The organism is Natronomonas gomsonensis (assembly GCF_024300825.1).
GTDB lineage: Archaea > Halobacteriota > Halobacteria > Halobacteriales > Haloarculaceae > Natronomonas > Natronomonas gomsonensis.
Window position 1 is genome coordinate 2,441,982 of the sequence record NZ_CP101323.1, and the last position, 22,887, is coordinate 2,464,868.

Annotated in this window: 23 protein-coding genes and 1 tRNA gene; 15 read left to right on the forward strand and 9 right to left on the reverse strand. The window is 65.2% G+C overall.

Annotated elements, in window-relative coordinates:
- Positions 1–88: 88 nt before the first annotated feature.
- A complete protein-coding gene (locus NMP98_RS12930) occupies positions 89–988 on the forward strand; it encodes a universal stress protein (protein WP_254858182.1) in 900 nt (299 codons plus the stop codon).
- A complete protein-coding gene (locus NMP98_RS12935) occupies positions 985–2,187 on the forward strand; it encodes an inorganic phosphate transporter (RefSeq protein ID WP_254858183.1) in 1,203 nt (400 codons plus the stop codon). Before NMP98_RS12930 ends, NMP98_RS12935 begins: the two co-directional genes overlap by 4 nt.
- A 9-nt stretch (positions 2,188–2,196) precedes the next feature.
- On the opposite strand, the gene NMP98_RS12940 is transcribed toward NMP98_RS12935, so the two are convergent.
- A complete protein-coding gene (locus NMP98_RS12940) occupies positions 2,197–2,634 on the reverse strand; it encodes a universal stress protein (RefSeq protein ID WP_254858185.1) in 438 nt (145 codons plus the stop codon).
- Positions 2,635–2,709: 75 nt separating this feature from the next.
- A complete protein-coding gene (larE, locus tag NMP98_RS12945) occupies positions 2,710–3,570 on the reverse strand; it encodes an ATP-dependent sacrificial sulfur transferase LarE (protein WP_254858187.1) in 861 nt (286 codons plus the stop codon).
- Between the two features lie 114 nt (positions 3,571–3,684).
- On the opposite strand from larE, the gene NMP98_RS12950 reads away from it, so the two are divergent.
- The 6 genes from NMP98_RS12950 to NMP98_RS12975 all read left to right on the forward strand — a co-directional run bounded on the left by NMP98_RS12950 (position 3,685) and on the right by NMP98_RS12975 (position 8,331).
- Complete coding sequence (locus NMP98_RS12950) at positions 3,685–3,948, forward strand: DUF7967 family protein (RefSeq protein ID WP_254858189.1); 264 nt, start codon at positions 3,685–3,687, stop codon at positions 3,946–3,948.
- A gap of 72 nt (positions 3,949–4,020) precedes the next feature.
- Complete coding sequence (locus NMP98_RS12955; RefSeq protein WP_254858191.1) at positions 4,021–4,929, forward strand: ABC transporter ATP-binding protein; 909 nt, start codon at positions 4,021–4,023, stop codon at positions 4,927–4,929.
- On the forward strand, positions 4,926–5,780 hold the full coding sequence (locus NMP98_RS12960) for an ABC transporter permease (RefSeq protein WP_254858193.1): 855 nt from the start codon (positions 4,926–4,928) through the stop codon (positions 5,778–5,780). Before NMP98_RS12955 ends, NMP98_RS12960 begins: the two co-directional genes overlap by 4 nt.
- A gap of 45 nt (positions 5,781–5,825) precedes the next feature.
- Positions 5,826–6,242: an Hsp20/alpha crystallin family protein gene (locus tag NMP98_RS12965; RefSeq protein WP_254858195.1), complete on the forward strand. Its 417-nt coding sequence runs from the start codon at positions 5,826–5,828 to the stop codon at positions 6,240–6,242.
- Between the two features lie 262 nt (positions 6,243–6,504).
- A complete protein-coding gene (gene ilvA / locus NMP98_RS12970; protein WP_254858196.1) occupies positions 6,505–7,713 on the forward strand; it encodes a threonine ammonia-lyase in 1,209 nt (402 codons plus the stop codon).
- Positions 7,714–7,911: 198 nt separating this feature from the next.
- Complete coding sequence (locus tag NMP98_RS12975) at positions 7,912–8,331, forward strand: DUF5684 domain-containing protein (protein ID WP_254858197.1); 420 nt, start codon at positions 7,912–7,914, stop codon at positions 8,329–8,331.
- Positions 8,332–8,346: 15 nt separating this feature from the next.
- Here the strand turns inward: NMP98_RS12975 and NMP98_RS12980 are convergent, their stop codons facing one another.
- Positions 8,347–9,849: a glutamate-cysteine ligase family protein gene (locus NMP98_RS12980; RefSeq protein ID WP_254858198.1), complete on the reverse strand. Its 1,503-nt coding sequence runs from the start codon at positions 9,847–9,849 to the stop codon at positions 8,347–8,349.
- Between the two features lie 96 nt (positions 9,850–9,945).
- Here NMP98_RS12980 and NMP98_RS12985 point away from each other — a divergent pair, with 96 nt between their 5' ends.
- Genes NMP98_RS12985 through NMP98_RS12995 form a run of 3 tightly spaced genes read left to right on the forward strand, consistent with a single transcriptional unit; the run spans position 9,946 to position 13,165 of the window.
- The gene (locus NMP98_RS12985) at positions 9,946–10,926 is read left to right on the forward strand and encodes a hypothetical protein (protein ID WP_254858199.1); all 981 of its coding nucleotides are present in this window, start codon (positions 9,946–9,948) and stop codon (positions 10,924–10,926) included.
- Positions 10,923–11,777 (forward strand): mechanosensitive ion channel family protein, encoded by an 855-nt coding sequence (locus NMP98_RS12990; RefSeq protein WP_254858200.1) that lies wholly within the window; start codon positions 10,923–10,925, stop codon positions 11,775–11,777. The genes NMP98_RS12985 and NMP98_RS12990 overlap by 4 nt, the downstream gene beginning before the upstream one ends.
- A 44-nt stretch (positions 11,778–11,821) precedes the next feature.
- Entirely contained in the window at positions 11,822–13,165 is a 1,344-nt protein-coding gene (locus NMP98_RS12995) for a PQQ-dependent sugar dehydrogenase (RefSeq protein ID WP_254858202.1), read from the forward strand.
- Positions 13,166–13,180: 15 nt separating this feature from the next.
- Here NMP98_RS12995 and NMP98_RS13000 read toward each other — a convergent pair whose 3' ends face one another.
- From NMP98_RS13000 to NMP98_RS13010, 3 genes are read right to left on the reverse strand one after another with little or no spacing between them, the layout of a single operon-like run.
- Complete coding sequence (locus tag NMP98_RS13000; RefSeq protein WP_254858204.1) at positions 13,181–15,607, reverse strand: hypothetical protein; 2,427 nt, start codon at positions 15,605–15,607, stop codon at positions 13,181–13,183.
- A complete protein-coding gene (locus NMP98_RS13005; protein WP_254858206.1) occupies positions 15,604–16,233 on the reverse strand; it encodes a hypothetical protein in 630 nt (209 codons plus the stop codon). Before NMP98_RS13005 ends, NMP98_RS13000 begins: the two co-directional genes overlap by 4 nt.
- A gap of 10 nt (positions 16,234–16,243) precedes the next feature.
- Positions 16,244–16,411, reverse strand: a complete 168-nt coding sequence (locus NMP98_RS13010) for a DUF7331 family protein (RefSeq protein WP_254858207.1) — start codon at positions 16,409–16,411, stop codon at positions 16,244–16,246.
- Between the two features lie 342 nt (positions 16,412–16,753).
- On the opposite strand from NMP98_RS13010, the gene NMP98_RS13015 reads away from it, so the two are divergent.
- Positions 16,754–17,797 (forward strand): helix-turn-helix transcriptional regulator, encoded by a 1,044-nt coding sequence (locus NMP98_RS13015; protein ID WP_254858209.1) that lies wholly within the window; start codon positions 16,754–16,756, stop codon positions 17,795–17,797.
- Positions 17,798–17,888: 91 nt separating this feature from the next.
- Positions 17,889–18,827: a hypothetical protein gene (locus NMP98_RS13020; RefSeq protein ID WP_254858211.1), complete on the forward strand. Its 939-nt coding sequence runs from the start codon at positions 17,889–17,891 to the stop codon at positions 18,825–18,827.
- Between the two features lie 93 nt (positions 18,828–18,920).
- Here the strand turns inward: NMP98_RS13020 and NMP98_RS13025 are convergent.
- Positions 18,921–18,993, reverse strand: a tRNA-Gln gene (locus NMP98_RS13025).
- Positions 18,994–19,123: 130 nt separating this feature from the next.
- Here NMP98_RS13025 and NMP98_RS13030 point away from each other — a divergent pair.
- Positions 19,124–19,702, forward strand: coding sequence for an IMP cyclohydrolase (locus NMP98_RS13030; RefSeq protein WP_254858213.1), 579 nt, complete (start codon positions 19,124–19,126; stop codon positions 19,700–19,702).
- Between the two features lie 12 nt (positions 19,703–19,714).
- On the opposite strand, the gene NMP98_RS13035 is transcribed toward NMP98_RS13030, so the two are convergent.
- Positions 19,715–20,797, reverse strand: a complete 1,083-nt coding sequence (locus NMP98_RS13035; protein WP_254858215.1) for an ATP-binding protein — start codon at positions 20,795–20,797, stop codon at positions 19,715–19,717.
- 169 nt (positions 20,798–20,966) lie between these two features.
- Between NMP98_RS13035 and NMP98_RS13040 the strand changes: the two genes are divergently transcribed.
- Positions 20,967–21,626, forward strand: a complete 660-nt coding sequence (locus NMP98_RS13040) for a metallophosphoesterase family protein (RefSeq protein ID WP_254858217.1) — start codon at positions 20,967–20,969, stop codon at positions 21,624–21,626.
- Between the two features lie 13 nt (positions 21,627–21,639).
- Here the strand turns inward: NMP98_RS13040 and NMP98_RS13045 are convergent, their stop codons facing one another.
- Entirely contained in the window at positions 21,640–22,824 is a 1,185-nt protein-coding gene (locus NMP98_RS13045; RefSeq protein ID WP_254858219.1) for an aspartate kinase, read from the reverse strand.
- Between the last annotated feature and the right edge of the window lie 63 nt (positions 22,825–22,887).

Here is a 22,887-nt window from a genome sequence, read left to right on the forward strand (position 1 = left end):
ACACGATTAATAATGTAGTTGTAGCCTCGCACCGGAGGGGGGTTGAAATATCGACAGGCGTTTGTACGTTTATCGGTAACAACACACGATGACTACGGAGCCCGAAGTCGTCGTCGCAGTCGGAAATCCCGACCACGTCGAGCAGTTGGTTCGAACCGCGGGCGACCTCGCCCGGGCCCGAGACGGCCGGATTCGACTAGTGAGCGTCGCCGTCAAATCCCACGACTCGCCGTTCGAACTGTTCTCCGACGAGACGATTCGACGAGAGTACTCGGGAAACCGACAGGCGCTGTTGGACCGGGCGACGGCGACCGCACCGTCGGACGTTCCCGTCGAAGCCGAACTCGTCGTCGCGAAGTCGGTTGCGGCAGGCGTGTTGGACGTGGCGGCCGCCCCTGCCGTCGAAGCGCTCTTCATCGGCTGGCACGGGCCGTCCCGACGTTCGGAGGTCGTTCTCGGAACGAGCGTCGACAGGCTACTCCGTCGGGCCCCCTGTGATGTCTACGTCGAGCGCATCGGCCGTACCGCCGATGGGGTCAACCGAGTGCTCCTGCCGGTGGCCGGTGGACCACACGTCCGGCCGGCGGCGACAGCCGCGGCGGCCATCGCCGCCAGCAACGACGCGACGGTGACCGTGGTGTCCGTGATACCGCCGGGAGCAGACCGCGAGGAACCTCGTAGATGGCTCACGGCCGCCGTCGAGGCGCTCTCGGCGACACCCGGTCCGGAGGTGACAATCGAGACGGGGGTACGCGAGTCCGACAACGTCGAGGACACCCTCGTCGAGACTGCCACCGACTACGACGTCTTCGTTTTCGGTGCCACCAGACAGAGCGGACTCCGGAAGCGACTCGTCGGGTCGGTCCCGCGTCGCGTCGCCGACCGAACCGACCGGACGGTCCTGTTGGCTCGGGCGGCCGACGCCGTCGACGGTCCGCTGCGCTCGATTATCAGTCGCCTCGAATCCCGCCGCCGCCGGGGCATATGACGGCGACGTTCTGGGCACTCGTCGGATTCGCGGCGCTGGCCGGGCTGTTCATGGCGTGGGCGCTCGGAGCCAACAGCAACTCCCCGCCGTTCGCCCCGGCGGTCGGTGCCAACGCCGTCCCGACGATGCGTGCGGCGTTTCTCATCGGCATCTTCGCCGCGCTCGGGGCGCTCACACAGGGCGGGAGCATCTCCGAGACCGTCGGCACGAGCCTCATCGGCGGCGTCGCCATCACGCCGCTGGCGGCGACGGCTGGTCTCCTCACCGCCGCGACGTTCATGGCACTCGGCGTCTACTCCGGCTACCCGATTCCCGCCGCCTTCGCCACGACCGGCGCTATCGTCGGCGTGGGACTCTCACTCGGCGGCACGCCGGCTTGGGAGACCTACAGACGACTCGGGATGTTCTGGCTCGCGGTGCCGTTCATGTCCGCCAGTGTCGCCTACGTGACGGCGACGCTGCTGCGCCGTGACGACGTTTCGGAGGCCGTCGGCGTCCCGCTGTTGGCGGCGGTCGTCGCCGGCATCGTCGCGAACATCCGTCTCGGCATCATCCCCGCTCGGGACGCCGACCAGGGGACGATAGCCGGCGCGGCCGGCCTGCCGTTCGGGAGTCCGACCGTCGCCGGCGTCGATGTCGTCGCCGTGGTGACGACCGTCGTCTTCGGGGCCCTCGCGTTCCGGTATCTCCGAGGGCGTATGCTCGAGGACGTCGACGCCGGTATCAGGATGTTCCTGTTGGTACTCGGTAGCGTCGTCGCCTTCTCCAGCGGCGGCAGCCAAGTCGGCTTGGCGACCGGCCCCCTCGAGAACCTCGCTCGCGGGGAGTTGGGGCTTCCAGCCATCGCGCTGTTGGCCTTCGGTGCCAGCGGCATCCTCGCCGGGGCCTGGATGGGCGCCCCGCGACTCCTGCAGGCGACTTCCCGTGAGTACGCCCAACTCGGTGTTCGGCGCTCTATCGCCGCCTTGGTCCCCGGGTTCCTCATCGCGCAACTCGCAATTGCACTCGGCATCCCAATCTCGTTCAACAACATCATCATCTCGGGCGTCATCGGGGGTGGTCTCGCGGGCGGGTCGGCGGGCGTCTCGCGGGGAAAAATCGTCCGAACCGTCGTCTTCTGGTTCATCACGCTCGGCTCGTCGGTCGCCGTCGGTTTCGGACTCTACAGGGGGCTTACGACCGCACTCGGTATCCGCTGAGTGCAGTCGCTACCGGATGACGGTGACCGGGACGGGCGCGTCGCCGACGACGGCCGTCGCGACGGTGCCGAGGAGCCGTCGGGCGAGAGCGTTCCGCGATTCGCTGTGACTCCCCATCACGATGTGGTCGATGCCGTGACTCTCGGCGTAGTCGATAATCGTCTCCGCGGGGTCGCCCGTCTCGACGGCCGTTTCGATGGTTCCTCCGGCGACTTCGGCCTGCTCGCGGGCGCGCTCCAGCACCGTCTCGGCGTGTTCTTCGGCCGCCTCGCGCCGGTCGTCGTCCAACTCGAGAATGCCCCCTTCGCTCATCGGGCCATCGAGCGGCGTGACGACGTTCAGTACCGTTATCCGGCAGTCGTACACCGCGAGGGTGTGCTCCAGTGCCGCTTCTGCCAGTGGTGAACCGTCCAGCGGCACCAGCACGTGTGTGGGCACCCTGTCCATACCGATGCTTCGCCGTCCACCCGCAAGTACTCTCGGCCGACTGAGGCGACGGGCCCGTCCGGTCGAACGCTCGGACTACGTCGGGTACTCGGTGTCCAATACGTCGCTTTCCTCGGGTGTGTCCGTCTCGCCGGCCGGCGAGACGCTCCCCGTTCGATAGCCCGCCAAATCGAGCGTGACGTGGTCGAAGCCGGCGTCGGTGAGGTGTTCGCGTGCGGCGGCGGCGAAGTCGGAGTCGAGCGCCCGCTCCAGTTCCGACTCGCCGACCTCGATGCGGGCGAGTCCGTCGTGGTCGCGCACCCGGAACTGCTCGAAGCCCCACGTCCGCAGCAGTGTCTCGGCTTTCTCGACGCGGCCGAGTTTCTCCTCGGTGACTTCTAGGCCGGTCGGGATGCGCGAGGAGAGACACGCCATCGACGGCTTGTCTGCCACCGAGAGGTCATAGTGGCGGGCGATTTCCCGGACTTCCTCCTTGGTGATGTCGTGTTCCAAAAGTGGGGAGTAGGCGTTCAACTCCTCGACGGCACGCAGGCCGGGGCGGTGGCCCTCGCCGGGGTCGGAGGCGTTCGTTCCGTCACAGACGATGTCGATACCCAACTCCCGGGCGGTGTCGAACATCCGGCCGAGTCGCATCGACCGGCAGTGATAGCAGCGCTCGTCGTCGTTTTCGACGAACGCCTCGCTGTCGAGTTCGGAAAACGAGACGATTTCGTGGCGGACGCCGATTTCCTCGGCGACGCGGGTGGCGTCGGTCAACTCGGCGTCGGGCAGCGTCTCGCTTTTGGCGGTGCAGGCGACGGCGTCGTCGCCGAGAGCCTCCTCGGCCAGCGCGGCGACGACGGCGGAGTCGACGCCGCCGGAGAAAGCCACGAGAACGCCGTCGCGTTCCCGGAGGTCCTCGACTGCGGCCGCCCGTTTCGCCTCGACCGTGGTCATGTTCGAATCGTCGTGATGAGCGTAGAAAAGCCCAGCGCCACGCCCCTGTCACCGTCGAGCGAACGCCCGAACCGGAACACCACGTACAAGCCCCCGCGCCACGCATCTCCGCCGATGACAGAGAGCGAACGCGTCTGGCTGGTCGAACGCACCTACACCGACCGCGACCTCGTGGTCCTCATCTATGCGACGCCCGACGGAACGCGCAAACTCCGAAAGGAACTGGCACCGACGATGGTCCAGCGGACGACGGTGACCGCGGCGACCGACGCCGACCCCTCGAACCTCGAAACGGTCGAGGACAGCGAGACCATCGAGCGCTACACCACCGAGGTCGAGCGGGTCCGTGAGGGTCACGACCCCGACGACCCGATTTAATCGTGTGGGTAAATAACACGGCGCAGGGAAGCCTCAAGGCCTATAATCCGTGGGTTTGAACCCCGATTCGACATGGCCGCCATCGAATTGGACGACGTACGGAAGGGGTTCGGCGACGTGCAGGCGTTGCGCGGCGTCGACCTCGAAGTCGAAGAGGGAGAGGTGTTCGGCTTCCTCGGCCCGAACGGCGCCGGGAAGTCGACGACCATCAACATCGTTCTCGATTTCGTCCGGCCGGACGAAGGGTCCGCCCGCGTGCTCGGCCACGACGCCCGCGAGGAGAGCGTCGCCGTCCGGGAACGAACCGGCGTCCTCCCCGAAGGCTTCGACCTCTACGACCGACTGACCGCCCGCGAACACCTCCAGTTCGCCATCGACTCGAAGGACGCCGCCGACGACCCCTACCCGCTTCTCGAACGTGTCGGCCTCGAAGACGCCGTCGACCGGAAGGCCGGCGGCTTCTCGACGGGGATGCGCCAGCGTCTCGCCCTCGCGATGGCGCTGGTTGGCGACCCCGACCTCCTCATCCTCGACGAACCGTCGTCGGGTCTGGACCCGAACGGCGCCCGCGAACTCCGCGAACTCGTCGAGGAAGAGGCCGCCGACGGCACGACGGTCTTTTTCTCCAGCCACATCCTCGGGCAGGTCGAGGCGGTGTGTGACCGCGTCGGCATCATCCGCGAGGGCGAACTCGTCGCCGTCGACACCATCGAAGGCCTCCGCGAGAACGTCGGCGGCGGGTCGACGCTCGTCGTACAGGTCGATTCGGTCCCCGACGACGTTGACCATCGGCTGAAGAGCATGGAAGGCATCGACAGCGTCACCGTCGACGGGACGACGCTCCGTATCGGCTGTGCAGACGACGCGAAGATGACCGCCATCTCCGAACTGGAGGACATGGGAGCGACGGTGTCGGACTTCTCGACGGAGGAAGCGCCGCTGGAGGACCTCTTCGCCGCCTACACGGAGGGTGAAAAATGAGCGTCCGTGCCGTCGCCGAGAAGGACTTCCGGGACGCGCTCCGGTCTCGGTTGCTCATCGTGTTGACGGCGCTGTTCGCGCTGTTCGCCGCCGGCGCCTCCTACGTCGTCACGAACATCCAACCGCCACAGCAGGCGCAGTTCACCGGCGAGGTGACGACGGTGCTTCTCATCGTCGGACTGGTGAGCGCGACGGCGGTGTTCATTCCCATCGTCGCCATCGCCGCCGCCTATCGGTCGCTATCCGGCGAGCGACAGAGCGGAAGCCTGAAACTGCTGTTGTCGCTGCCGAACAGCCGTCAAGACGTCGTCCTCGGAAAGTTCCTCGGCCGCGCCGGGGTCGTCTCGATTGCCCTGCTCATCGGGTTCGGAATCGGGTTGGTGTTCACGGCCGTCTTCGCCGACGCCTTCTCGGCGGCGGAGTACCTCGCCTTCGTCGGCGTCTCGCTGCTGTTCGCGTTCGTCTTCGTCGCAATCGCCGTCGGCGTCTCGGCGTTCACTTCCTCTACCTCCCGGGCGGCTTACGGCGCATTCGGACTGTTCGTCGTCTTCCAATTCCTCTGGAGCATCCTCGTTCAAGGCGCCGTCTACGTCCTCAACGGCTTCTCCTTCGAGGGGCTCGAACAGGGGGACACCCTCATCGAACTCTCACAGGTGCTGCAGATTCTCAGCCCCACGACGGCCTACCAGCAGGGGACGCTGTGGACGGTCCGGCGCCTCGCGGAGAACCAAGAGGCCCAGAGCGCCGAGGCCTTCTACCTCGAACCGTGGTTCGGCTTCGTCACGATGGCGCTGTGGATTATCCTGCCGCTTGCGGTCGGTTACCTCCGATTCGAGGGTTCGGACCTGTAGGGCCGATACGCTTTTTCTCGCTCGCGTCGATACTCTAGGACTGCCATGGCCCGAAACCCATTCGACGAAATCGAGCGGATGTTCGACCGGATGAGCCACCAGTTCGAGACGCTCGACGACGACCTCTTCGAGGGCTCTGTCGCCGTCGACATCGAGGATACGGGCGATGCGTTCGTCGTCACCGCCGACCTCCCGGGGTTCGACGGCGACGACATCGACGTGGAACTGTCGGGTGAGACGCTGACGCTGTCGGCGGCCCACAGCGAGTCCACCGAAACCGAAGACGAGGACGACCATCGCTACATCCGCCGGGAGCGCCGCGAGCAGTCGGTCAATCGGTCGATTCGACTTCCGGCGCCGGTCGAAGAAGCCGACACCGAGGCGTCGTACAACAACGGCGTCCTGACGGTGACGCTATCCAAAGTCGGTGCCGGAGAGGGCCACGACATCCCCATCAACTGACGGACCGACACGTCCCTTCGACGGCCACCCGGTGCCGTCTGTCGACCGTCGAACGACCGTCTGACACCAGTTTCACCACGCTCCCGTATTGCGGTTTCACTTTCAGTCCGCATGGCCGGGTTTTATTATACTCCGACTCCCAGCGTCAAGTGCACACGCTCCTTCCCCTTTGGTCTCACGTCGCCCAGCGGCGGCGCTGGGCCGCCCGGCGGCCAGCCCCGGCGTCGGAAGGCATACCACACAGCCACCAGTAGTCGACGGTATGCTCGAACTCGCGGACGTGGAGGCGGCCCGGGGCCGCGTCGCCGAGACGGCCCGGCAGACGCCGCTGGAACAGTCGAACACGTTCTCGAAGCGCACCGGCGCCGACATCCATCTCAAACTGGAGAACTTCCAACGCACCGGCGCGTTCAAGATTCGCGGCGCGACGAACAAAATCGCCCAACTGAGCGACGCCGAACGGGAGGCCGGCGTCGTCACCGCCAGCGCGGGCAACCACGCACAGGGGGTCGCACTGGCTGCGACGCGGGCTGGCGTCGATTCCGTCATCGTCATGCCGGAGTACGCGCCGATTTCGAAAATCAACGCCACCGAATCCTACGGCGCCGAGGTCGTCCTCCACGGCATCGACTACGACACCGCCGCCGAGCGCGCTCACGAAATCGAACGACAGGAGGGCCGTACCTACGTCCACGCTTTCGACGACCCCGCGGTGATGGCCGGACAGGGCACCATCGGCCTCGAAATCGTAGAGCAGTGCCCCGAGGTGGACACCGTGGTCGTCCCCATCGGTGGCGGCGGTCTCATCTCCGGTATCGCCACCGCTGTGAAGGCGAAAACCGACGCCCGCGTCATCGGTGTCCAAGCCGAGGGTGCCTCCAGCGTCGCCGAATCGCTCCAGAAGGGCCACCGAATCGAACGGGAGTCCGTCGACACCATCGCCGACGGCATCGCGACCCGAACGGTCGGGGAGTTGACTTTCGAGGTCATCAAAGAGCGCGTCGACGAGGTGGTCACCGTCACCGACGCCGAAATCGCCAACACGCTCACCTCGCTGCTGGAGCGGTCGAAGACCCTCGTCGAGGGTGCCGGCGCCGTTCCGCTCGCGGCCGTCGTCGAGGAGCGCTTCGACTACGACGACGGCGAGACCATCGTCCCGGCGCTCTGTGGGGGCAACATCGACCTCAACGTCCTCACGACGGTCATCACCCGCGGACTGGTCGAACGCGGCCGGTTCCTGCGCATCAAGACGGTCCTCAAGGACCGCCCCGGTGCGCTCCAGGAACTCGTCGAGTTGCTCGTCGACCACCGGACGAACATCCACGCCATCGAACACGACCGGGCCTCGAAGGATATCGCGATGAACGCTGCCGAGGTCGAACTCGACCTCGAAACGCGCGGCGAGGAACACGTCCTCGAACTGCTGGACGCTCTCGAAGCGGCGGGATACGAAGTCGAAGTGCAGGTTTGAGCAGTTGGTCCCTCCGCGAACATCGTCCGTTTTAGGTCTGTCTGGGTTCCGTTCGGTCTTCAAATAGTAACGAATCGGATCGATTCCGGCTTTGAGGAGTGACACTGTGGCAGCAAGCCGTGTCCGTATGAATACGTGATTGTATGTTTATATCTATGAAAAACTGTTAAGTAATGGCCGAGACATGTGTGGCGACGTATGTTCCCGAACATAGCACAGCTGCTCGTTCCGTTGCAAAACGGCGGCGGTGGCGGTGGAATCGCTGGTATTGTGGGGCTCATCGTGTATCTCGCCATCATCGTGGCGGTAATCGCCGGCTTCTGGAAGGCGTTCGAGAAAGCAGGCGAACCGGGGTGGGCGGCGATTATTCCCATCTACAACGTCTACGTGATGGTCAAGGTGAGCGACAATCCGTGGTGGTGGCTCATCCTGTTTTTCATCCCCATCCTGAACATCATCGCGGTGTTCAAAATCAGCATCGACGTGGCCAAGCAGTTCGGCCAAGGCGTCGGCTTCGGTCTCGGCCTCGCCATCCTGTCGTTCATCTTTTGGCCGCTGCTCGGCTTCGGTGATTATCAGTACGGTGGCGGTTCCGGCGGCGACGCAGCGGCAATCTGAACGCGGCCGCCCTTTTTAGAGCCAATCGAGGAACGTGCCCTCGATGAGCGTCTCGGTCTGTTTGTCGATGTATTCGGCCTGCATCCCCCAGACGGCTTGAGCGAACGGTTCGCCGCGACCGACGGCTTCGGCGACGCGTTCGTGTTTCCAACTGGCGGGCGTCACGCGGCGGTCGACGCGCTCTCTGAGCGGTTGGATGTAGCGGTTTGCCTCTTCTGCGTCCAACCCGCGCAGTTCGAGACCGTCGCGAGCGAGTTCGAACAGTTCGGCGTACAACTCTTCGGTGTCCGTCGTCTCGGTGCCGTCGGCGGTTATCCAGCGCAACTCGGCGTCAAGCCCGTCACGGACGGCGGCATAGAAGTTCTCGCGGGCGTCGGCCCACGGTTGGTTGTAAATCGGGTGTTCGCGGCGCGGGAGGCTCTCTAGTAGTCCGGCGAACACCGCCTGCAGCGCGATGGTGTCCCGAACCGTGGGCTGACACGGCAGCGGCCGGAATTCGATACGGGCGTTGGCGCTCTGTTTCGTCGGGCCGTCGAACACCGGTCGAACCCACCGCCAGAAACTGCCGTGTTTGTGTCGGAAGTGCTCGAAGCGGTCGTCGAAGCGGTCACCGCGGTCCAGAAGCGTCGGGACGACCGTCTCGTCGTCGGCGATACGCTGGAGGGCCTCGCCGATGCTGTCGATGTCCTCGGGAAACGTCACCTTCGGGTCGCCGTCGGGGTTGAGGACGGACTCGAACACCGGCACCCGGTTTTCCATCCAGCCCTCCGAGAGGATGGCTTCTGGGTCGGCGTCGTAGAGGTCCGGCGGGAAGAACGGCGAGTTGACGGCCATCGCGAGCAGCGGCCCGGTGACCCGCAGCGCATACCGGAAGTTCTCCGGGAGGTCGTGGGCGTGGGCCACCTGATAGTGGGGCTGAATCGAGGTGATGAGGCTCTCCGGCATCACCGTGTCGGCGTCGAGACTGACGTGTGGCGCATCGAGTTGTAACTCGGCGGCGTAGTCGGTGTTGGCCATCGCATGGTACCGAACCGACGCCGACATGTTCGTCGCCATCCGGATGCCGTCTTCCTCGATGCTGTCGGTGAGGTACTGCGTGGCCGTCTCGCCGACCGGCGGCACCGTCCAGAGGCCGTCGCTGACGAGGGCCATCCCCTCGCGGGTCACTTCGTTTTCGGCGGCGTCGAGTTTCGCTTGGACCTCCGCTTCCTGTGCGCGAAGCCCGTACTTCGACAGCGGCTGTGGCGCCGTCGACAACTCGGCGTTGTGTAACCCGAGTTCCTTCTCGAAGCCGATGTACTCGAGTAGACGCCGGGGCACGCGCATCAGCGCGTCCGTCTCGGCGTTGACCGCGTAGAACTCGTATTCGAGTCCCACGATGGCCTGTGGGTTGTCGAAGGTGCCGTCGTCGATTTCCGCACGGAGCGCCTCGACTTCCTCGTCGACTCGCGACGCGAACTCCTCGCCGTCGACTTCGAGTGCCTCCCTGACCTGCGCCGCGAGTTCTGAGGCGGACATGGGTGGCTCTGTGAGGGCAAACGGTTTGAAAGGTACGGCTCCCGCGATGCCCCGAGGTATAACTGCGATGGCTGTGAACGAGTATCAGAGAACTGGATGACGACGACCCAACTCGACGCTGGGAGTGTCGGCCTTTCGGTGCTGCTCGGTGACGACGAGGAGACCTTCGGCCGGGCCGTCGATGGCCCAACGACTGGCCCACTCGCGGTCATCGGCAGCCCCTTCGGCGGGCGAGAGACGGTGCTAGCGCGTGCCGCCGACCGCCTTGACGCCCGCCACGTCCGATTCGACGCCGACACCAACGCGGACGACGCCGTCGACGCCCTCGCCGGCGGACCGGTCGTCGTCGAGGGGTGTCACCACCTCTTCACCCGCACAGTCGGTGGCTTCCGACCGCTGTCGCGGTTCCTCGATGCGCTCGCCGAAACCGAGACGACGGCCGTCACCGGGTGGAACCGCTTCGCGTGGTCGTATCTCGACGCGGTTCGTGGCATCGAGACCGTCTTCCCGACTCACATCGAGGTCGGAACGCTCTCCGGCGAGGACATCACGGAAGTCGTCGAGGCGAACACGACCGAGCGGCCGACGTTCCTGCGGGACGAAACCGATGAGAGTCCGCTCACCGTTCGGCGGCGTGAGGTGACTGTGGCCAATCGCACGGTGTCGGTTCCCGTTCCGGCCCTCGACCGCAAAGCCATCGTGGCCCGCCGGACCGAGGACCTCGACCCCAAGACGGCGACGTTCGAGCGACTCGCGGCCGTCTCCGATGGAAACCCCGGCGCGGCGCTCGCCATCTGGGAGCGCTGTGTCGACGACGAAGTCCGCCCGACGGGCATCGAGGCACCGGACCTCGACGCGGACCTCGACCGGGAGGCAGCGTTCTGTCTCCGCATCGTCCTCTCGACGGAGCGGGTCGACCGGGGGACGCTGACCGACCGAATCGGCCCGCGGACCCCGCGACTTCTCGGGCAGTTCGCCCGGGCGGGCATCGTCACGAGCGAAGACGGGACGGTTCGGCTCCAACCGGCGGGCGTTCCGTCCGCCGTCGCCATGACCGAACGGAGGGGTGTACTGTGATTTCGCTCCAATCGGATGGTGTGGCCGCCGCGCCGGAGGAACTCGCCAACGCCATCGAACTTTCTGCCATCTCCGATGCGCTGTTGGTGTTCGTCGCCGCCTACGTCTTCGCGCGCGTGCTGACGTTCCTGCTGTCGGCGACCGCCGAACGCAGTCCGAGCCGACGTATCACCATCAAGATGTTCATCCCAGTGGTGAGACTCTTCGTCTACGCTGTCGCCGTCTACGTCGTCACCGTTCCCCTGTTGGAACTGAACTCGACGCAACTGGTCGCGGCGTCGGGGCTGTTCGGCGCCGCACTCGGGTTCGGTCTCCGTGACATCGTCGCGGGGCTGTTCGGCGGCCTGTTCATCGTCTTCGAGAAACCGTTTCAGGTCGGCGACAAGGTGTCTATCGGCGACGACTATGGCGAGGTGATTCGCATCGGCCTGCGGTCGACCACGCTGCGGACGCCCGACGACACCGCCGTCGTCGTCCCGAACGACCGGCTGTTCACCGCCAACGTCGGCAACGCCAACGCCGGCAGTCCACACATGATGGTCGTCACCGAACTGAGCGTCGCACCCAGCGCCGACATCGACCGGACGAAAGCCGTCGTCGAGGAGGCCATCGTCACCTCGGCGTACGTCCACGTCGACGACGACCACCCAGTCACCGTGTTGGTCGACGACGAGACCTACTATCGACGGATCCGCGGCAAAGCCTACGTCGACGACCTCAGAGACGAGTTCCCCTTCGCCTCCGACGTGACCGAACGGAGCCTCGAAGCATTCGCGGAGCAAGGCATCGAGACACCCGAGTTGCCGCCCCCGGACTACCGGCTGGAGACGACCACGACCACGAGCGGCTGACCCAGCGCCGAACGATTCATACCTCGGTGGCCGACACTGTGGGTATGACTCACGGCCCGACACGACGACGCTTCCTCGGCGCTGCAGCGACCGCCCTCGGCGTGAGCGTCGCCGGCTGTAATGTCTTCGACGGCAACGGAACGCCCCCCGACGGTCGCACGGACGCGCCAGGGTCGGACGCTGGAACGTCCGACGCCGCCCTCCCCGAGTCGGTCGCCCTCGAAACGCTCGTTTCGGGACTCGATGCCCCGCTCGATATCCGGTTTTCGCCCGATGCCGACCGCCGCTACGTCGCCGAACAGCAGGGGCTCGTCCACGTCCACGAGAGTGGGGGACTCCGAGCGGAACCGCTCCTCGACCTCCGGGAAACCGTCGACTTCGGCGGCGAAAAGGGATTGCTCGGCATCGAACTCCACCCCGACTTCGCCGAGACCCGCCGGTTGTTCGTCCGCTACAGTTCCCCGCGGCGGGAGGGAACGCCGTCGAACTACAGCCACACCTTCGTCCTCGCCGAGTTCGAGGTGCGCGAGGACGGCCGCCGCGTCCGTGCCGACTCCGAACGGACCGTCCTCGAAATCCCCCAACCGCAGGGCAACCACAACGCCGGCGACCTCGCATTCGGACCCGACGGCTACCTCTACGTCGCCGTCGGCGACGGCGGTGCCGGCGGCGACCAGGGGCGGGGCCACGTCGACGATTGGTACGACGGCGTCGCCGGCGGCAACGGACAGGACGTGACGGAGAACCTGCTCGGTAGCATCCTCCGACTCGACGTCGACGCCGGCGGACGCGGGGACTACGAGGTTCCCGACGACAACCCGCTCGTCGGCCGCGAGGGACTCGACGAACAGTTCGCGTGGGGATTGCGCAACCCCTATCGGATGTCCTTCGACGGTGCGGAGTTGTTCGTCGGCGACGTGGGGCAGAGTCGCTACGAGGAAATCAACCTCGTCACGGCGGGCGGCAACTACGGCTGGAACGTCCGCGAGGGCGCCCACTGCTATGAAGCCGACGAGTGCCCGACCGAGACGCCACCAGATGTTCGCGGTAGCGAGGCGCTCGTCGACCCCATCGTGGAGTATCCACACTCGGATGCCGCAGTCGGCGGTATCTCCGTCATCGGCGGGTACGTCTACCGCGGGTCGGCCGTCGAGGGACTCGGCGGCGCTTACGTCTTCGGCGACCTGCAGGCCAACGGTCGGCTGTTCGTCGCCACCCGTCCCGACGAGGGACGCACGTGGCCGACGCGAGCGGTTTCACTCGCCAGTGACGCGGATGAGCGACTCCAGCGAGTCCTCTCGTTCGGCCGGGACGGCGACGGCGAGGTGTACGTTCTCGGGCTGGGGTCGGAGGGTGGTGCGGTCCACCGGCTCGTGGCCGCGGAGTGAAAAAGAGTAAGTCCCTCAGCCAACCCGGTGTTCGACGCAGTCCTCGTCGGCTGGACGCTGTGGCGTCGATAGTTCGACGCAGTTCTGAGCGGTGTCGTCCTCGCCGGGCCAGGAGTCAGCGCCGGTGACTTCAACCGAAACACGGAGCACGGGGAGACAGTCGCCTGCTTCGAGTCCGACCGCGTCGTAACGGGCACGGAACCGACTGCCACCGGAAGCGGGGTCGACCGTCCAGCCGTCTCCCTCGGCGGCAGCGAACGTCATCCCATCGGGAAGTTCGTCGGTCAACTCGACGAACTCCTCATCGCAGCCGCCCTCGCCGACGTTGCACACCTCGAAGGCGTACGTTCCCGTTTCCCCGTACTCGAAGCGACTTGCAACCCGCTTTTCGACGGCGAGTTCACACTCCCCTTCGTGGCCGACGACCGGGTGTCGGACGCAGTCGTCGTCTATGGCCTCCCCATCGTGCTCCAGACGGACGCAGTTCTCGGCGACGTCACCATCGGGCCACTTCTCTGGGTCGGGGAGTTCGACGTCGAGGGTCAGAGCGGACAGACAGTCGCTTGGTGGGAGTCCGCCCGCGTTGTCGTGTCGGCAGACGACCGACCCGCCCTGCTGCTGACAGTCCCACCCGACCCCGGCGTCTCCAGCCAAGTTCATCCCCTCTGGGAGGTCGTCGGTCACCTCGATTGGCCCCTCACAGCGCCCCCCTCCGTCGTTGCACACCTCGATTCGATACTGACCCGTCTCCCCGAGATGGAACTCGCCCTCGGCTGTTTTCCTCACGGAGAGGTCGCACTCACCGGCCGGGTCGCCACCGTCGCCGGCACAGCAGTACCGAACCCTGAGGGTCGCGAAGTCGACGGCTGTGTCGTCTTGGACGTGGATGTCCAGCCGGCCGTGGTTGTTCAACACCGGTAGCAGGTCCGTCGTCGAGCCGTCGGCCTCCGGCAGTTCAGAGAGGTCAAGCGTGAGGCAACGCTCGCCGGTGTCGTCGGCGTCCCACTGGGTATCGAAGACGCCCGGCGAGCCGTCGTGGTTGCCAAGATAGCGGCTCCAGCGGCCCAACTCCGAGCCGTCGTCGTCCCAGACGCCGAGATTGATTCGGTCGTTGGTGTCGAGACTGCTTCCCTCCGGCCGGAGACAGAGTTCGAGTTCAGCGTCACAGATATCGCCGACCTCACGGGAGGGTCGAAGTTCGTCGAACGTGTGGCCGAAGTGGGTGTTGATACCCGATTCGTCGAACCCGTCGAACGGCCCGGGCCACCGCGCCTGAATGCCTTGACTCGGCGCGGCGGGTTCGGCGTTCCCCGTATCGAAGTCGTCGTCGACGCCGGCCTCGAAGGTGCGTTCGCCTTCGACGCAGGGACGCGTGCAGTCGCGGTCGTTGTGCGGTTCCGCCCCGCCAGTTAGCAACTCGGCGCAGTTCGAGACGCCGTTTTCGGCCGGGAAATCACCGAACGGGGCTACCGAAACGTCGATTCGGAGCGATGGCAGACACTCCCCGGGAGCGAGTCCGTTCGGGTTGGGGTGGGTCGCCTCGACGCGTCCTCCAGTAACACCGACGTTCCACCCCGGCCCGGACGCGGCCTGGAAGTCGACACCGGCAGGCAACTCGTCTTCGAGCTCGATGGCCTGCTCGCAGTCGCCGTCACCCGCGTTGCACACTTCGAGACGGTATGTACCCGTCTCGTCGAACTCGAAGGGCCCTTCGTGTGTCTTCTCGACGGTGAGGTCACACGACCCACGACAGCACTCGCCGTTGCTCGCTGTCACTGTCCCGATGAGGTTCAGCCCCGTTACGACGGCGGCGGTGTCCCGAACGACGACTGTCAGGAAGTTTTCACCGGACTGAAAGAACCGCCGGTATCGCTGGCCGTATCGTTCCTCGATAGGCGGTCCCGAGAAGCTCCCAGTACCGCTGAACGGCAGGGAGTTGCCGTTCAGTTGGATGTCCTCGACGGCGTCGTCGGCCCGCAGCCGCAACTCCAGCTCCGGCTCGCTGAACCCCTCGCTCAGACAGAAGCAGTAAGTGTACTCGAAGGTCTCGGTGTCATGGCTGAGACCACCACCGCCGCCGCAGGCGACTGAAACCCACTGACTGTCCGGAAATGGCCCGGCCCACGCTGGGTCGGGGTTGATGACATCTGCTGGGCGTGAAGTGGGGCCGTGGATGACATCCTCGTGGGTAATCTCCCAGTCGTCGTCGGCACTACACGGACCGATGGTCGAATCCGAGGACTGGTCGTAGCCCGTGTTGAGGACGTACTCGGCGTCCGGACAGGGCCGGTCGTCGCTGGGGGTCTCCGTCGGCGTCACCGTCGGCCTGTCGGTTGGCGTAGCGGTCGGGTCACCGCCGTTACAGCCGGCCAGTGCCGCCGCGCCACCGACACCGACGGCCTGTAGGATTCGCCGTCGCGACAACGTCGGTTCGTCGCTCATGGCCGCAGCCTCGCTGCGCTCTTGTCGTGTTTCTTCCCCTCGGTGGTGGCGCGTTGCGTGTGTTTATCCTTCTTTTTCGCCCGTTTCGTTGCGGCCGCATTGGCGTCGTCTCCGTCACCGTGCAGCATCTTCTCGCCCTGCTTCGCGCCACGGGTCATAGTGAGGTCGTCGAACTCCGGTCGGGCGGCACTCTCCCCCATCAGTTCGCCGTTGCCGTCGAAACGCAGGTTCAGCGCGCGGTCGTTGGGCTCGCCATCGCCGCCGTCGGCCGCGCCGTCGTCATCGTCCCACAAAACGATGGTAATGACGATGGTTCCGTTGGGATACACCGTTACATCGATGGACGGTCCCGCCATCGCCACCGTGTCGTTGCTCCCGTCGCCGCCGTTGACGTTCACGGTCCTCCGATTCGCTTTCGTTCGTTCGGCCTCGGAGTCGTCAGTCGCGTTCGCGGCCGTGTTCGGAGTGGTGTGTCGGTCGTCTTCGGTCGTCCCGTGTCGGTCGTCTTCGGTCGTCCCGTGTCGGTCGTCTTCGGTCGCTCCCACCGCGACGGGAGCGACAAGTAGGCCGCTGACGAGCAGTGCTGCGAGCAGTACCGCGAGTCGTCGGTTGTTGATGTGGCTCATCGTGGTCACCTCAGTCCATTTCCTCCAGTCGGACCGCCGCGTCGGACTGAATCCAGCGGTCGTCGTTCTCCCGGTCGTACACGAGCAGCCCGTCGTCATCGACGAGGCTGCCGTAGCGACCGAACATCGGTTCGTTGGCGCTGTGCGTCGAGTCGTCCACGTTTTCTGGTATGCTCATTGTTTGTCCTCCGTCGTGGGCGTCCCCCGGACCCCTCCCGCAACCGCCGAGGGGTCGGCGGGACATCGCTAGTCTCTGGATACCGTTCGTCGCATCGCAATCGCTCATACCTGCCATACTATCGTATAAAGGGGCGATTCTGTGGGTGGATTTGAGCCACTCCAACCGAATCCAGCCGAATTTATCGAGCCGCAGTACTGTGGTTCCCCGTAACGCTCCGATACCGGTCTGTTGAACGGTAGAAAAATTAATATACTAGTATTCTATCCGGAAGAGATGGTCTCGCGGTTTCGGCCGAAGGTTTACGGTACAGGCCGTAAATCGGTCGAATCGATGCACGGTATGTCGGGGGCCACCGTGTTGGTGGTCGCGGTCGTGGTTCTCGCTGTCGGGGGCGCCGCCGCTCCTGCGAGCGCCGCGTCGGGCGCGGACGCGTGGTCGTCACTGCAAAACGGGACGGACCTCGACCCCGACCGAGTCGTCACCGAGGTCGAGGTTCGACCCGACGGCTCGGCCCACTGGAGTGTAAACTACCGCGTTCGACTCGACAACGAGAGTGTGACCGACGCCTTCGAGGCGATTCGTGCGGATATCGCGGCCAACCGCCTCGAACGCGCGGGTCGGTTCAAACTCCGCACCGAATCGGTCCTTGCTGCTGCGGCCAACGAGACGGGCCGAGAGATGGAACTTCAGGAGGTGACCGTCCGGACGGACCGGCGACAACCGCCGGGTACCTCAGAGGAGTACGGCGTCGTCACCTACGAGTTCGTGTGGACGAACTTCGCGACGACGACGGACGACGGACTCACCGTCGGCGGCGCACTACCGGGGTTCTTCCTCACCGAGGACACGACGATGCTCCTCACGTGGCCCGAGGAATACCGACTGGTGGACGCTACGCCCGCCTCCGACGAGACCAGAGACGGCACGGTCGTCTGGAACGGTCCAAAGGAGTTCAGCACCGACGGTCCCCGCGTAGCCATCGAACCGACCGGCGGTTCGACGGGAATCCCCGGTCCGGGAATCCCGGTGGTGGTGGCGGCTATTGTAGTTCTGACGGTCGTTTTGGGCGTGGGTTGGTATCGACGCGAGGAGGAGACAGACAGCGACCCGGAGACGACGGCTGCCACGGAGCCAGTGGAAACGGCACCGTCGTCGGGTTCGGGGACGCCCTCTGAGGACCTGTTGAGCGACGAGGAGCAACTCCTTCGGCTGATTGAGGAACGCGGAGGGCGGATGAAACAACAGGACGCTGTCGAGGAACTGGAGTGGTCCGAGACCAAGACCAGTCAGGTCGTCACGGAACTGTACGAGGCCGAAAAAATCGAACGGTACCGACTCGGACGGGAGAACGTACTGGCGCTTCCGGGGGAGATGGACGTATGACCCACGAAACGCTCGACAATCAGCGTAAATTCGGCGGGATTCGGCCGGAGCGTGATACGGTATGATACGGTTCGCTGACGGACGGTCAGATATGATTCGGCGTGCTGTGGTGGTCGCAGTGATCCTGTTTGTGGTGTCGGTGTCCATCGTTGGAGGCTTTGGCACGGCAACGAGCGGTGTCGACCAACAGAGCCGGCCGGCCGACAACGAAACGGCAGCCGGCGAGCGGCTGGCTGGCACCATCGCGGTTGAGGATACAGCGGTTTCGGGGGCGGTCGAACGCGCTCGATTCCGGCGGGCGCTCCGGACAGCCGATACGGAGACTGCGCGAGCCGAGGTCATTGCGACCTACCTGAACCGCAGTCGAGACCACCTCGATAGGCTCGAAACACGCGAAGACGCCCTCGATGAATCCCTCAAAAACGGTTCAATGACTGCCGGCGAACACGAGGCACGAACGGCACGCCTCGGTGCCCACGGAGACGCTCTCGGAGAGTTGACCGCCGCGTTGGCGACCGCCTCGGAGAACCTCTCAGCCGAACGGCGAGAGGAGTACGGTATCGAACCGGTGACGATTCGGCAGGTCCGAGACCGCGCCGACGCCCTCGCCGAGCGAACGCTCGAGGAGCGATACCGCACTGACACCGCGGTCTTCGGCGATATCGCTCGGATGACCGATGCGTATAACGCCCACGTCGACGGCGACTCGGGTATCCTCCGTAACCGAATCCAGGGCGAACGAGTGAACCTCCATGTCGAGTCATCAAACGGCCCGGACGCAGTCGTCTCCTTCCGCATCGACAGCGACGGCCGGTTCACTGAGGTCCGGGCCGGACCGCGTGGCGACGCCACCCTGCAAGCGGTGACCGATGGCCGAACCGTCCAACGAATCGGAACTGCCGGCGACGCCGCCGACGCCTTCTATCGCGCCGTCGACGAAAACGAGATTCGACTCGAAGGAGTCGGTATCGTCGGTGGCCTCGAGTGGCGACTCATCGAGTTGGCTGACTCCCTCCGGGGACGGACGTGAACGTCGCCGTACAGACTGTCCTTCGCCTGCAGTAGAGGGACGCAGAATCCCTCATCGTGGGCGGAACTATCGGCTTCGAAACGCCCGAAGTAATAGTCCATCCTGGATTCGAACCAGGGTCGAAGCCCCCAGAAGGCTTCAGGATTGGCCACTACCCCAATGGACTGTGCGCATTGGAATGCAAGCCGTGGGTCTATTTATGATTGTCGTGTTCGGCCGACAGTTGGTCGCTCGTCGAGCGTCCGTCACGACGCCGAACCGACACCGACATACTGCCGCCGGGGGCAGAGACGGGTATGTACGTCGGTCGCTTCATCGTCGTCGCACCGGACCGGGCCGCCTACCGCGTCTCCTCGCGGTCGTTCCCGAACCGCCGCGTCATCGAACGCGAGGGCGCGCTCACCGTCGCTCCGACGCCAGACGCCCCGGAGACGGACAACCCCTACATCTCGTATAACTGCCTGCGAACCACCGAGGACGGCGAGGCCGCCGTCATCGGCAACGGGACCCAGGTCGACCCAATCGTCGAGAAACTCCAGTTGGGCTACCCCGCTCGCGACGCCCTCGTGGAGTCGCTGCTCGCCTTGGACTACGAGAAGGACGACTACGACACCCCGCGAATCGCCGGCGTCGTCGGCGAGGAGAGTTACGTTGGTATCGTCCGACGGGACGCCGTCCTCGTCGAGGCTGTCGAGGAACCGACGCTGGTCGCCACCTACGAGAAGGACCGCCCGGAGGCCGTCGACTTCGAACCGACCGACGCCGGCGCGATGGCGGAGGAACTCTACGAGTTCGACTTCGAACATCCGGTGTGTGCCGCCGCAGTCGCACGAACCGACGACGGCTTTGAGACGGGCTACTACAACGGCGAGTAGCGCTCGCCCGTCTCAGGTCTGCTGGAGGCGAATCCGGACGCGGTTGCCGCCGAGGTCGCTCTCCTCGAAGGCGAGTTCGCCGCCGGAGCGGTCGACAATCCACTTGACGAGCCACAGCCCGAGGCCGCTGCCGTGGTGTTTCGGCGTGATGTCGGCGCTGCCGGTGACGACGTTTCGCTCCATCGGCGGGATGAGCGGTGCGTCGTCCTCGACGAGGATGTCGACCCAGCGGCCGCCGTCGACGCTGTCGATGCTGACGTGGACGCGGGGGTCGTCGCTGGGGTTGTGCTCGATGGCGTTCTCGACGACGTTCTCGACGGCGAGTTGAAGCCGTCCGGTCGCCGAGACGGGTCTCGAGTCGGGTACGTCGACGGTAATCGCTGCGCTCGGGGCGGACGTTCGGACCCCCTCGACTGCGGCACGAACGACCGGCACACAGTCCAGCGTTGCCGTCTCCGACTGCGGGGACTGCAACACGTCGTTGATTCGTGCGGCGTCGCTGGCCAGTCCGAGCAACCGCTCGGCGCGGTCGTTGATTATCGTCGCCGTCCGAACGGCTTCCTCCTCGTCGGCGTCGAGGATTTCCAACAGCCGTTCGGCGTTTCCGTCGATGATGTTCGCCTCGGTTCGTAAGTTGTGTCGGAGGACGCGGCTCAACACCTGTAGCTGCCGCTCTTTCCGGTTGATGTCGGTGAGGTCGGTGTAGACGGCGAAGCCGTCGATTCGGGTCGTCCCGTCGCTGTAGGGGATGCCACGGTAGAGGAACTCCCGGAGTCCATCGTCCGTCTGTCGCTGGACGCGCTGGTAGTTGATTTCCCCCGAGGCGGTCCGCTCGTCGAGCGTCGCGGCCTCCTCGGCGCGCCACTCGGGGACGATGTGTTCGTTGAGCGGGGCGTCGAGGACGGTGTCGCGGTCGTAGCCGAACAACTCGAGGAACGACGCGTTGACGCTCCGGATAATCGGTTCCTCCTCGATGAGTTCGAACGCTACGACGGCGTCCTGAATGTGGCCCAGGAGGTGTCGCAATCCGTCCGATTCCTTGATGTCGAAGGACTCCTCGTCAGTTTCGTGGCCGTCTTGTTGTGCTTCGTTCATCTGATTCTGAATCTGGTGTCTGTATGTCTATCTATACTGCCCAAAGTTAAAAACTACCGTATATATTAGACAAAAGACACAAAGAATGTAACGATATTCCGTGTCGAACTGGCCTGTCGGGCAACGCTGACCGACAGGTCTTACGGGCCCGCGGTCCCACACCGAACTGATGCGAGTGGGGGTACTCTCCGACATCCACGCCAACCGGGTTGCACTACGGGCCGTACTCGATGATATGCCTCCGGTCGACGCCGTCGTCTGTGCCGGCGACGTGGTCGGCTACAACCCCTGGCCCGCCGACTGTATCGACGCGCTTCGCGAGCGGAGCGTGCCGACGATTATGGGAAACCACGACCGCGCCGTCGCCACGGGAACCGGTTTCGGGGGCAACGGCATGGCGGATGCCGGCGCTCACTACGCCCGCGTGGAACTGGACGAGAGCCAACTGGAGTGGCTCCGGGACCTGCCGGCCGAGCGCCGTTGCTTCGAGGGGCGCCTGAAACTCGTCCACGGCCACCCGGAGGACCCGAACCGCTACACCTATCCGGCGTTGTTCTCCCCTGCGTTGCTCGACGAGGAGGACGTACTCGTGATGGGTCACACTCACGTCCAGGCCCACGAATCCTACGACGAAGGCGTCGTGATGAACCCCGGAAGCGTCGGCCAACCGCGGGACGGCGACCCTCGTGCCGCCTACGCCGTCGTCGACCTCGATTCGCTGACCGTCGACCAGCGGCGCGTCGAGTACGATATCGAACGCGTCGTCGAGGCCGTCGCGGAGGCAGGACTGCCCGAGGGAACCGGAACCAGACTGCGAAAAGGGCGATAACGTCGTTCGTGCGTTAGACTGCTTCTTGGATGATTTCGAGTGCTTCCTCGCGGTCGTCCCAGTCGACGAAGACGGCGACGGAGGTGGCGCTGGTGATGAGGTCGTGGATGGTTATGTGTTCCTCCGACAGCGGGTCGATAATGCCTCTGAGGATGCCCGATTGGTTGGGCAATTCGCCGCCGGTGACGCGGATGACGGCGACGTTGTCGTCGACGGTGACGCTGGAGAGCGGTTCGGCATCGATAACCGCCTGATGGAGGACGTTCTCGGCGCGCTCGGCGATTTCCTCGTCGATGTAGAACGTCACCGAGTCCATCCCGCTGGCGACGGCGTCGACGTTGATATCCGACTCCGACAGCGCCACCGACAGCTCCGAGAGGATGCCGGGAGTGTTGCGGATGGCCCGGCCGGCGACGGTGAGACACGCAAGCGGCGTCTCCCGGAGGTCGATGAGATTCTGGAACTGCCCCTCGATGGTCGTCCCGCCCTCCAGTAAGTCGCCGTGTTGGTAGTGGGCGACCCGGACCGTCATGTCGTTAGTCTTGTACGACAGCGCGGAGGGGGCGACGACTTCGGCACCGCGGAAGGAGAGATTGCGGAGTTCGTCGACGGTGATTTCGCCGACGTTGCGTGCGCCCTCGACGACGCGGGGGTCGCCGGTCATGACGCCTTCGACGTCGGTGATGATGACCACCTCGTCGGCGTTCATGTAGTTGCCCATCATGACGGCGGTGGTGTCGGAACCGCCGCGGCCCAGCGTCGTCACGTTGCCGGCGTGGTCCTGTGCGAGAAAGCCCGTAATGACGGGGACGTACCCCTTCGAAGTCATGTCGGCGGCCAACTGTTTGGCCCGGCGTTGGGTTTCCTCGACGTCGACTTCGCCGTGTTCGTCGGTGATGACCGGCCAACTGTCGGTGCCGGGTTCGAGGAACTCCGCGTCGATGCCGCGGGCGCCGAGGGCGGCCTTCAGCATCCGGACGGAGGTGCGTTCGCCCATCGAGACGATTTCTGCCTCGTCTGCCTCGTCGGCCTCGAACTCGATGGCGTCGAGCAGGAAGTCGGTGGTCGACCCCATCGCACTCGCGACGATGGCGACCTCGTGGCCTTTTTCGACGGCGGCAGCGATGGAGTCGGCGGCACGGTTGACCCGGTCGCCGTTGCCGAGACTCGTTCCGCCGAACTTGGCGACTACGCGCATACAATCACCTGCTGTACGGTGTGATGGCTCATACCCGCCGGTAGCCAGTCACGGGAGATAATC

Coding starts and splice junctions, on each gene's coding strand:
- NMP98_RS12930 (WP_254858182.1), top strand. CDS start 89: ATGACTACGGAGCCCGAAGTCGTCGTCGCAGTCGGAAATCCCGACCAC.
- NMP98_RS12935 (WP_254858183.1), top strand. CDS start 985: ATGACGGCGACGTTCTGGGCACTCGTCGGATTCGCGGCGCTGGCCGGG.
- NMP98_RS12940 (WP_254858185.1), bottom strand. CDS start 2,634: ATGGACAGGGTGCCCACACACGTGCTGGTGCCGCTGGACGGTTCACCA.
- larE (WP_254858187.1), bottom strand. CDS start 3,570: ATGACCACGGTCGAGGCGAAACGGGCGGCCGCAGTCGAGGACCTCCGG.
- NMP98_RS12950 (WP_254858189.1), top strand. CDS start 3,685: ATGACAGAGAGCGAACGCGTCTGGCTGGTCGAACGCACCTACACCGAC.
- NMP98_RS12955 (WP_254858191.1), top strand. CDS start 4,021: ATGGCCGCCATCGAATTGGACGACGTACGGAAGGGGTTCGGCGACGTG.
- NMP98_RS12960 (WP_254858193.1), top strand. CDS start 4,926: ATGAGCGTCCGTGCCGTCGCCGAGAAGGACTTCCGGGACGCGCTCCGG.
- NMP98_RS12965 (WP_254858195.1), top strand. CDS start 5,826: ATGGCCCGAAACCCATTCGACGAAATCGAGCGGATGTTCGACCGGATG.
- ilvA (WP_254858196.1), top strand. CDS start 6,505: ATGCTCGAACTCGCGGACGTGGAGGCGGCCCGGGGCCGCGTCGCCGAG.
- NMP98_RS12975 (WP_254858197.1), top strand. CDS start 7,912: ATGTTCCCGAACATAGCACAGCTGCTCGTTCCGTTGCAAAACGGCGGC.
- NMP98_RS12980 (WP_254858198.1), bottom strand. CDS start 9,849: ATGTCCGCCTCAGAACTCGCGGCGCAGGTCAGGGAGGCACTCGAAGTC.
- NMP98_RS12985 (WP_254858199.1), top strand. CDS start 9,946: ATGACGACGACCCAACTCGACGCTGGGAGTGTCGGCCTTTCGGTGCTG.
- NMP98_RS12995 (WP_254858202.1), top strand. CDS start 11,822: ATGACTCACGGCCCGACACGACGACGCTTCCTCGGCGCTGCAGCGACC.
- NMP98_RS13000 (WP_254858204.1), bottom strand. CDS start 15,607: ATGAGCGACGAACCGACGTTGTCGCGACGGCGAATCCTACAGGCCGTC.
- NMP98_RS13005 (WP_254858206.1), bottom strand. CDS start 16,233: ATGAGCCACATCAACAACCGACGACTCGCGGTACTGCTCGCAGCACTG.
- NMP98_RS13010 (WP_254858207.1), bottom strand. CDS start 16,411: ATGAGCATACCAGAAAACGTGGACGACTCGACGCACAGCGCCAACGAA.
- NMP98_RS13015 (WP_254858209.1), top strand. CDS start 16,754: ATGTCGGGGGCCACCGTGTTGGTGGTCGCGGTCGTGGTTCTCGCTGTC.
- NMP98_RS13020 (WP_254858211.1), top strand. CDS start 17,889: ATGATTCGGCGTGCTGTGGTGGTCGCAGTGATCCTGTTTGTGGTGTCG.
- NMP98_RS13030 (WP_254858213.1), top strand. CDS start 19,124: ATGTACGTCGGTCGCTTCATCGTCGTCGCACCGGACCGGGCCGCCTAC.
- NMP98_RS13035 (WP_254858215.1), bottom strand. CDS start 20,797: ATGAACGAAGCACAACAAGACGGCCACGAAACTGACGAGGAGTCCTTC.
- NMP98_RS13040 (WP_254858217.1), top strand. CDS start 20,967: ATGCGAGTGGGGGTACTCTCCGACATCCACGCCAACCGGGTTGCACTA.
- NMP98_RS13045 (WP_254858219.1), bottom strand. CDS start 22,824: ATGCGCGTAGTCGCCAAGTTCGGCGGAACGAGTCTCGGCAACGGCGAC.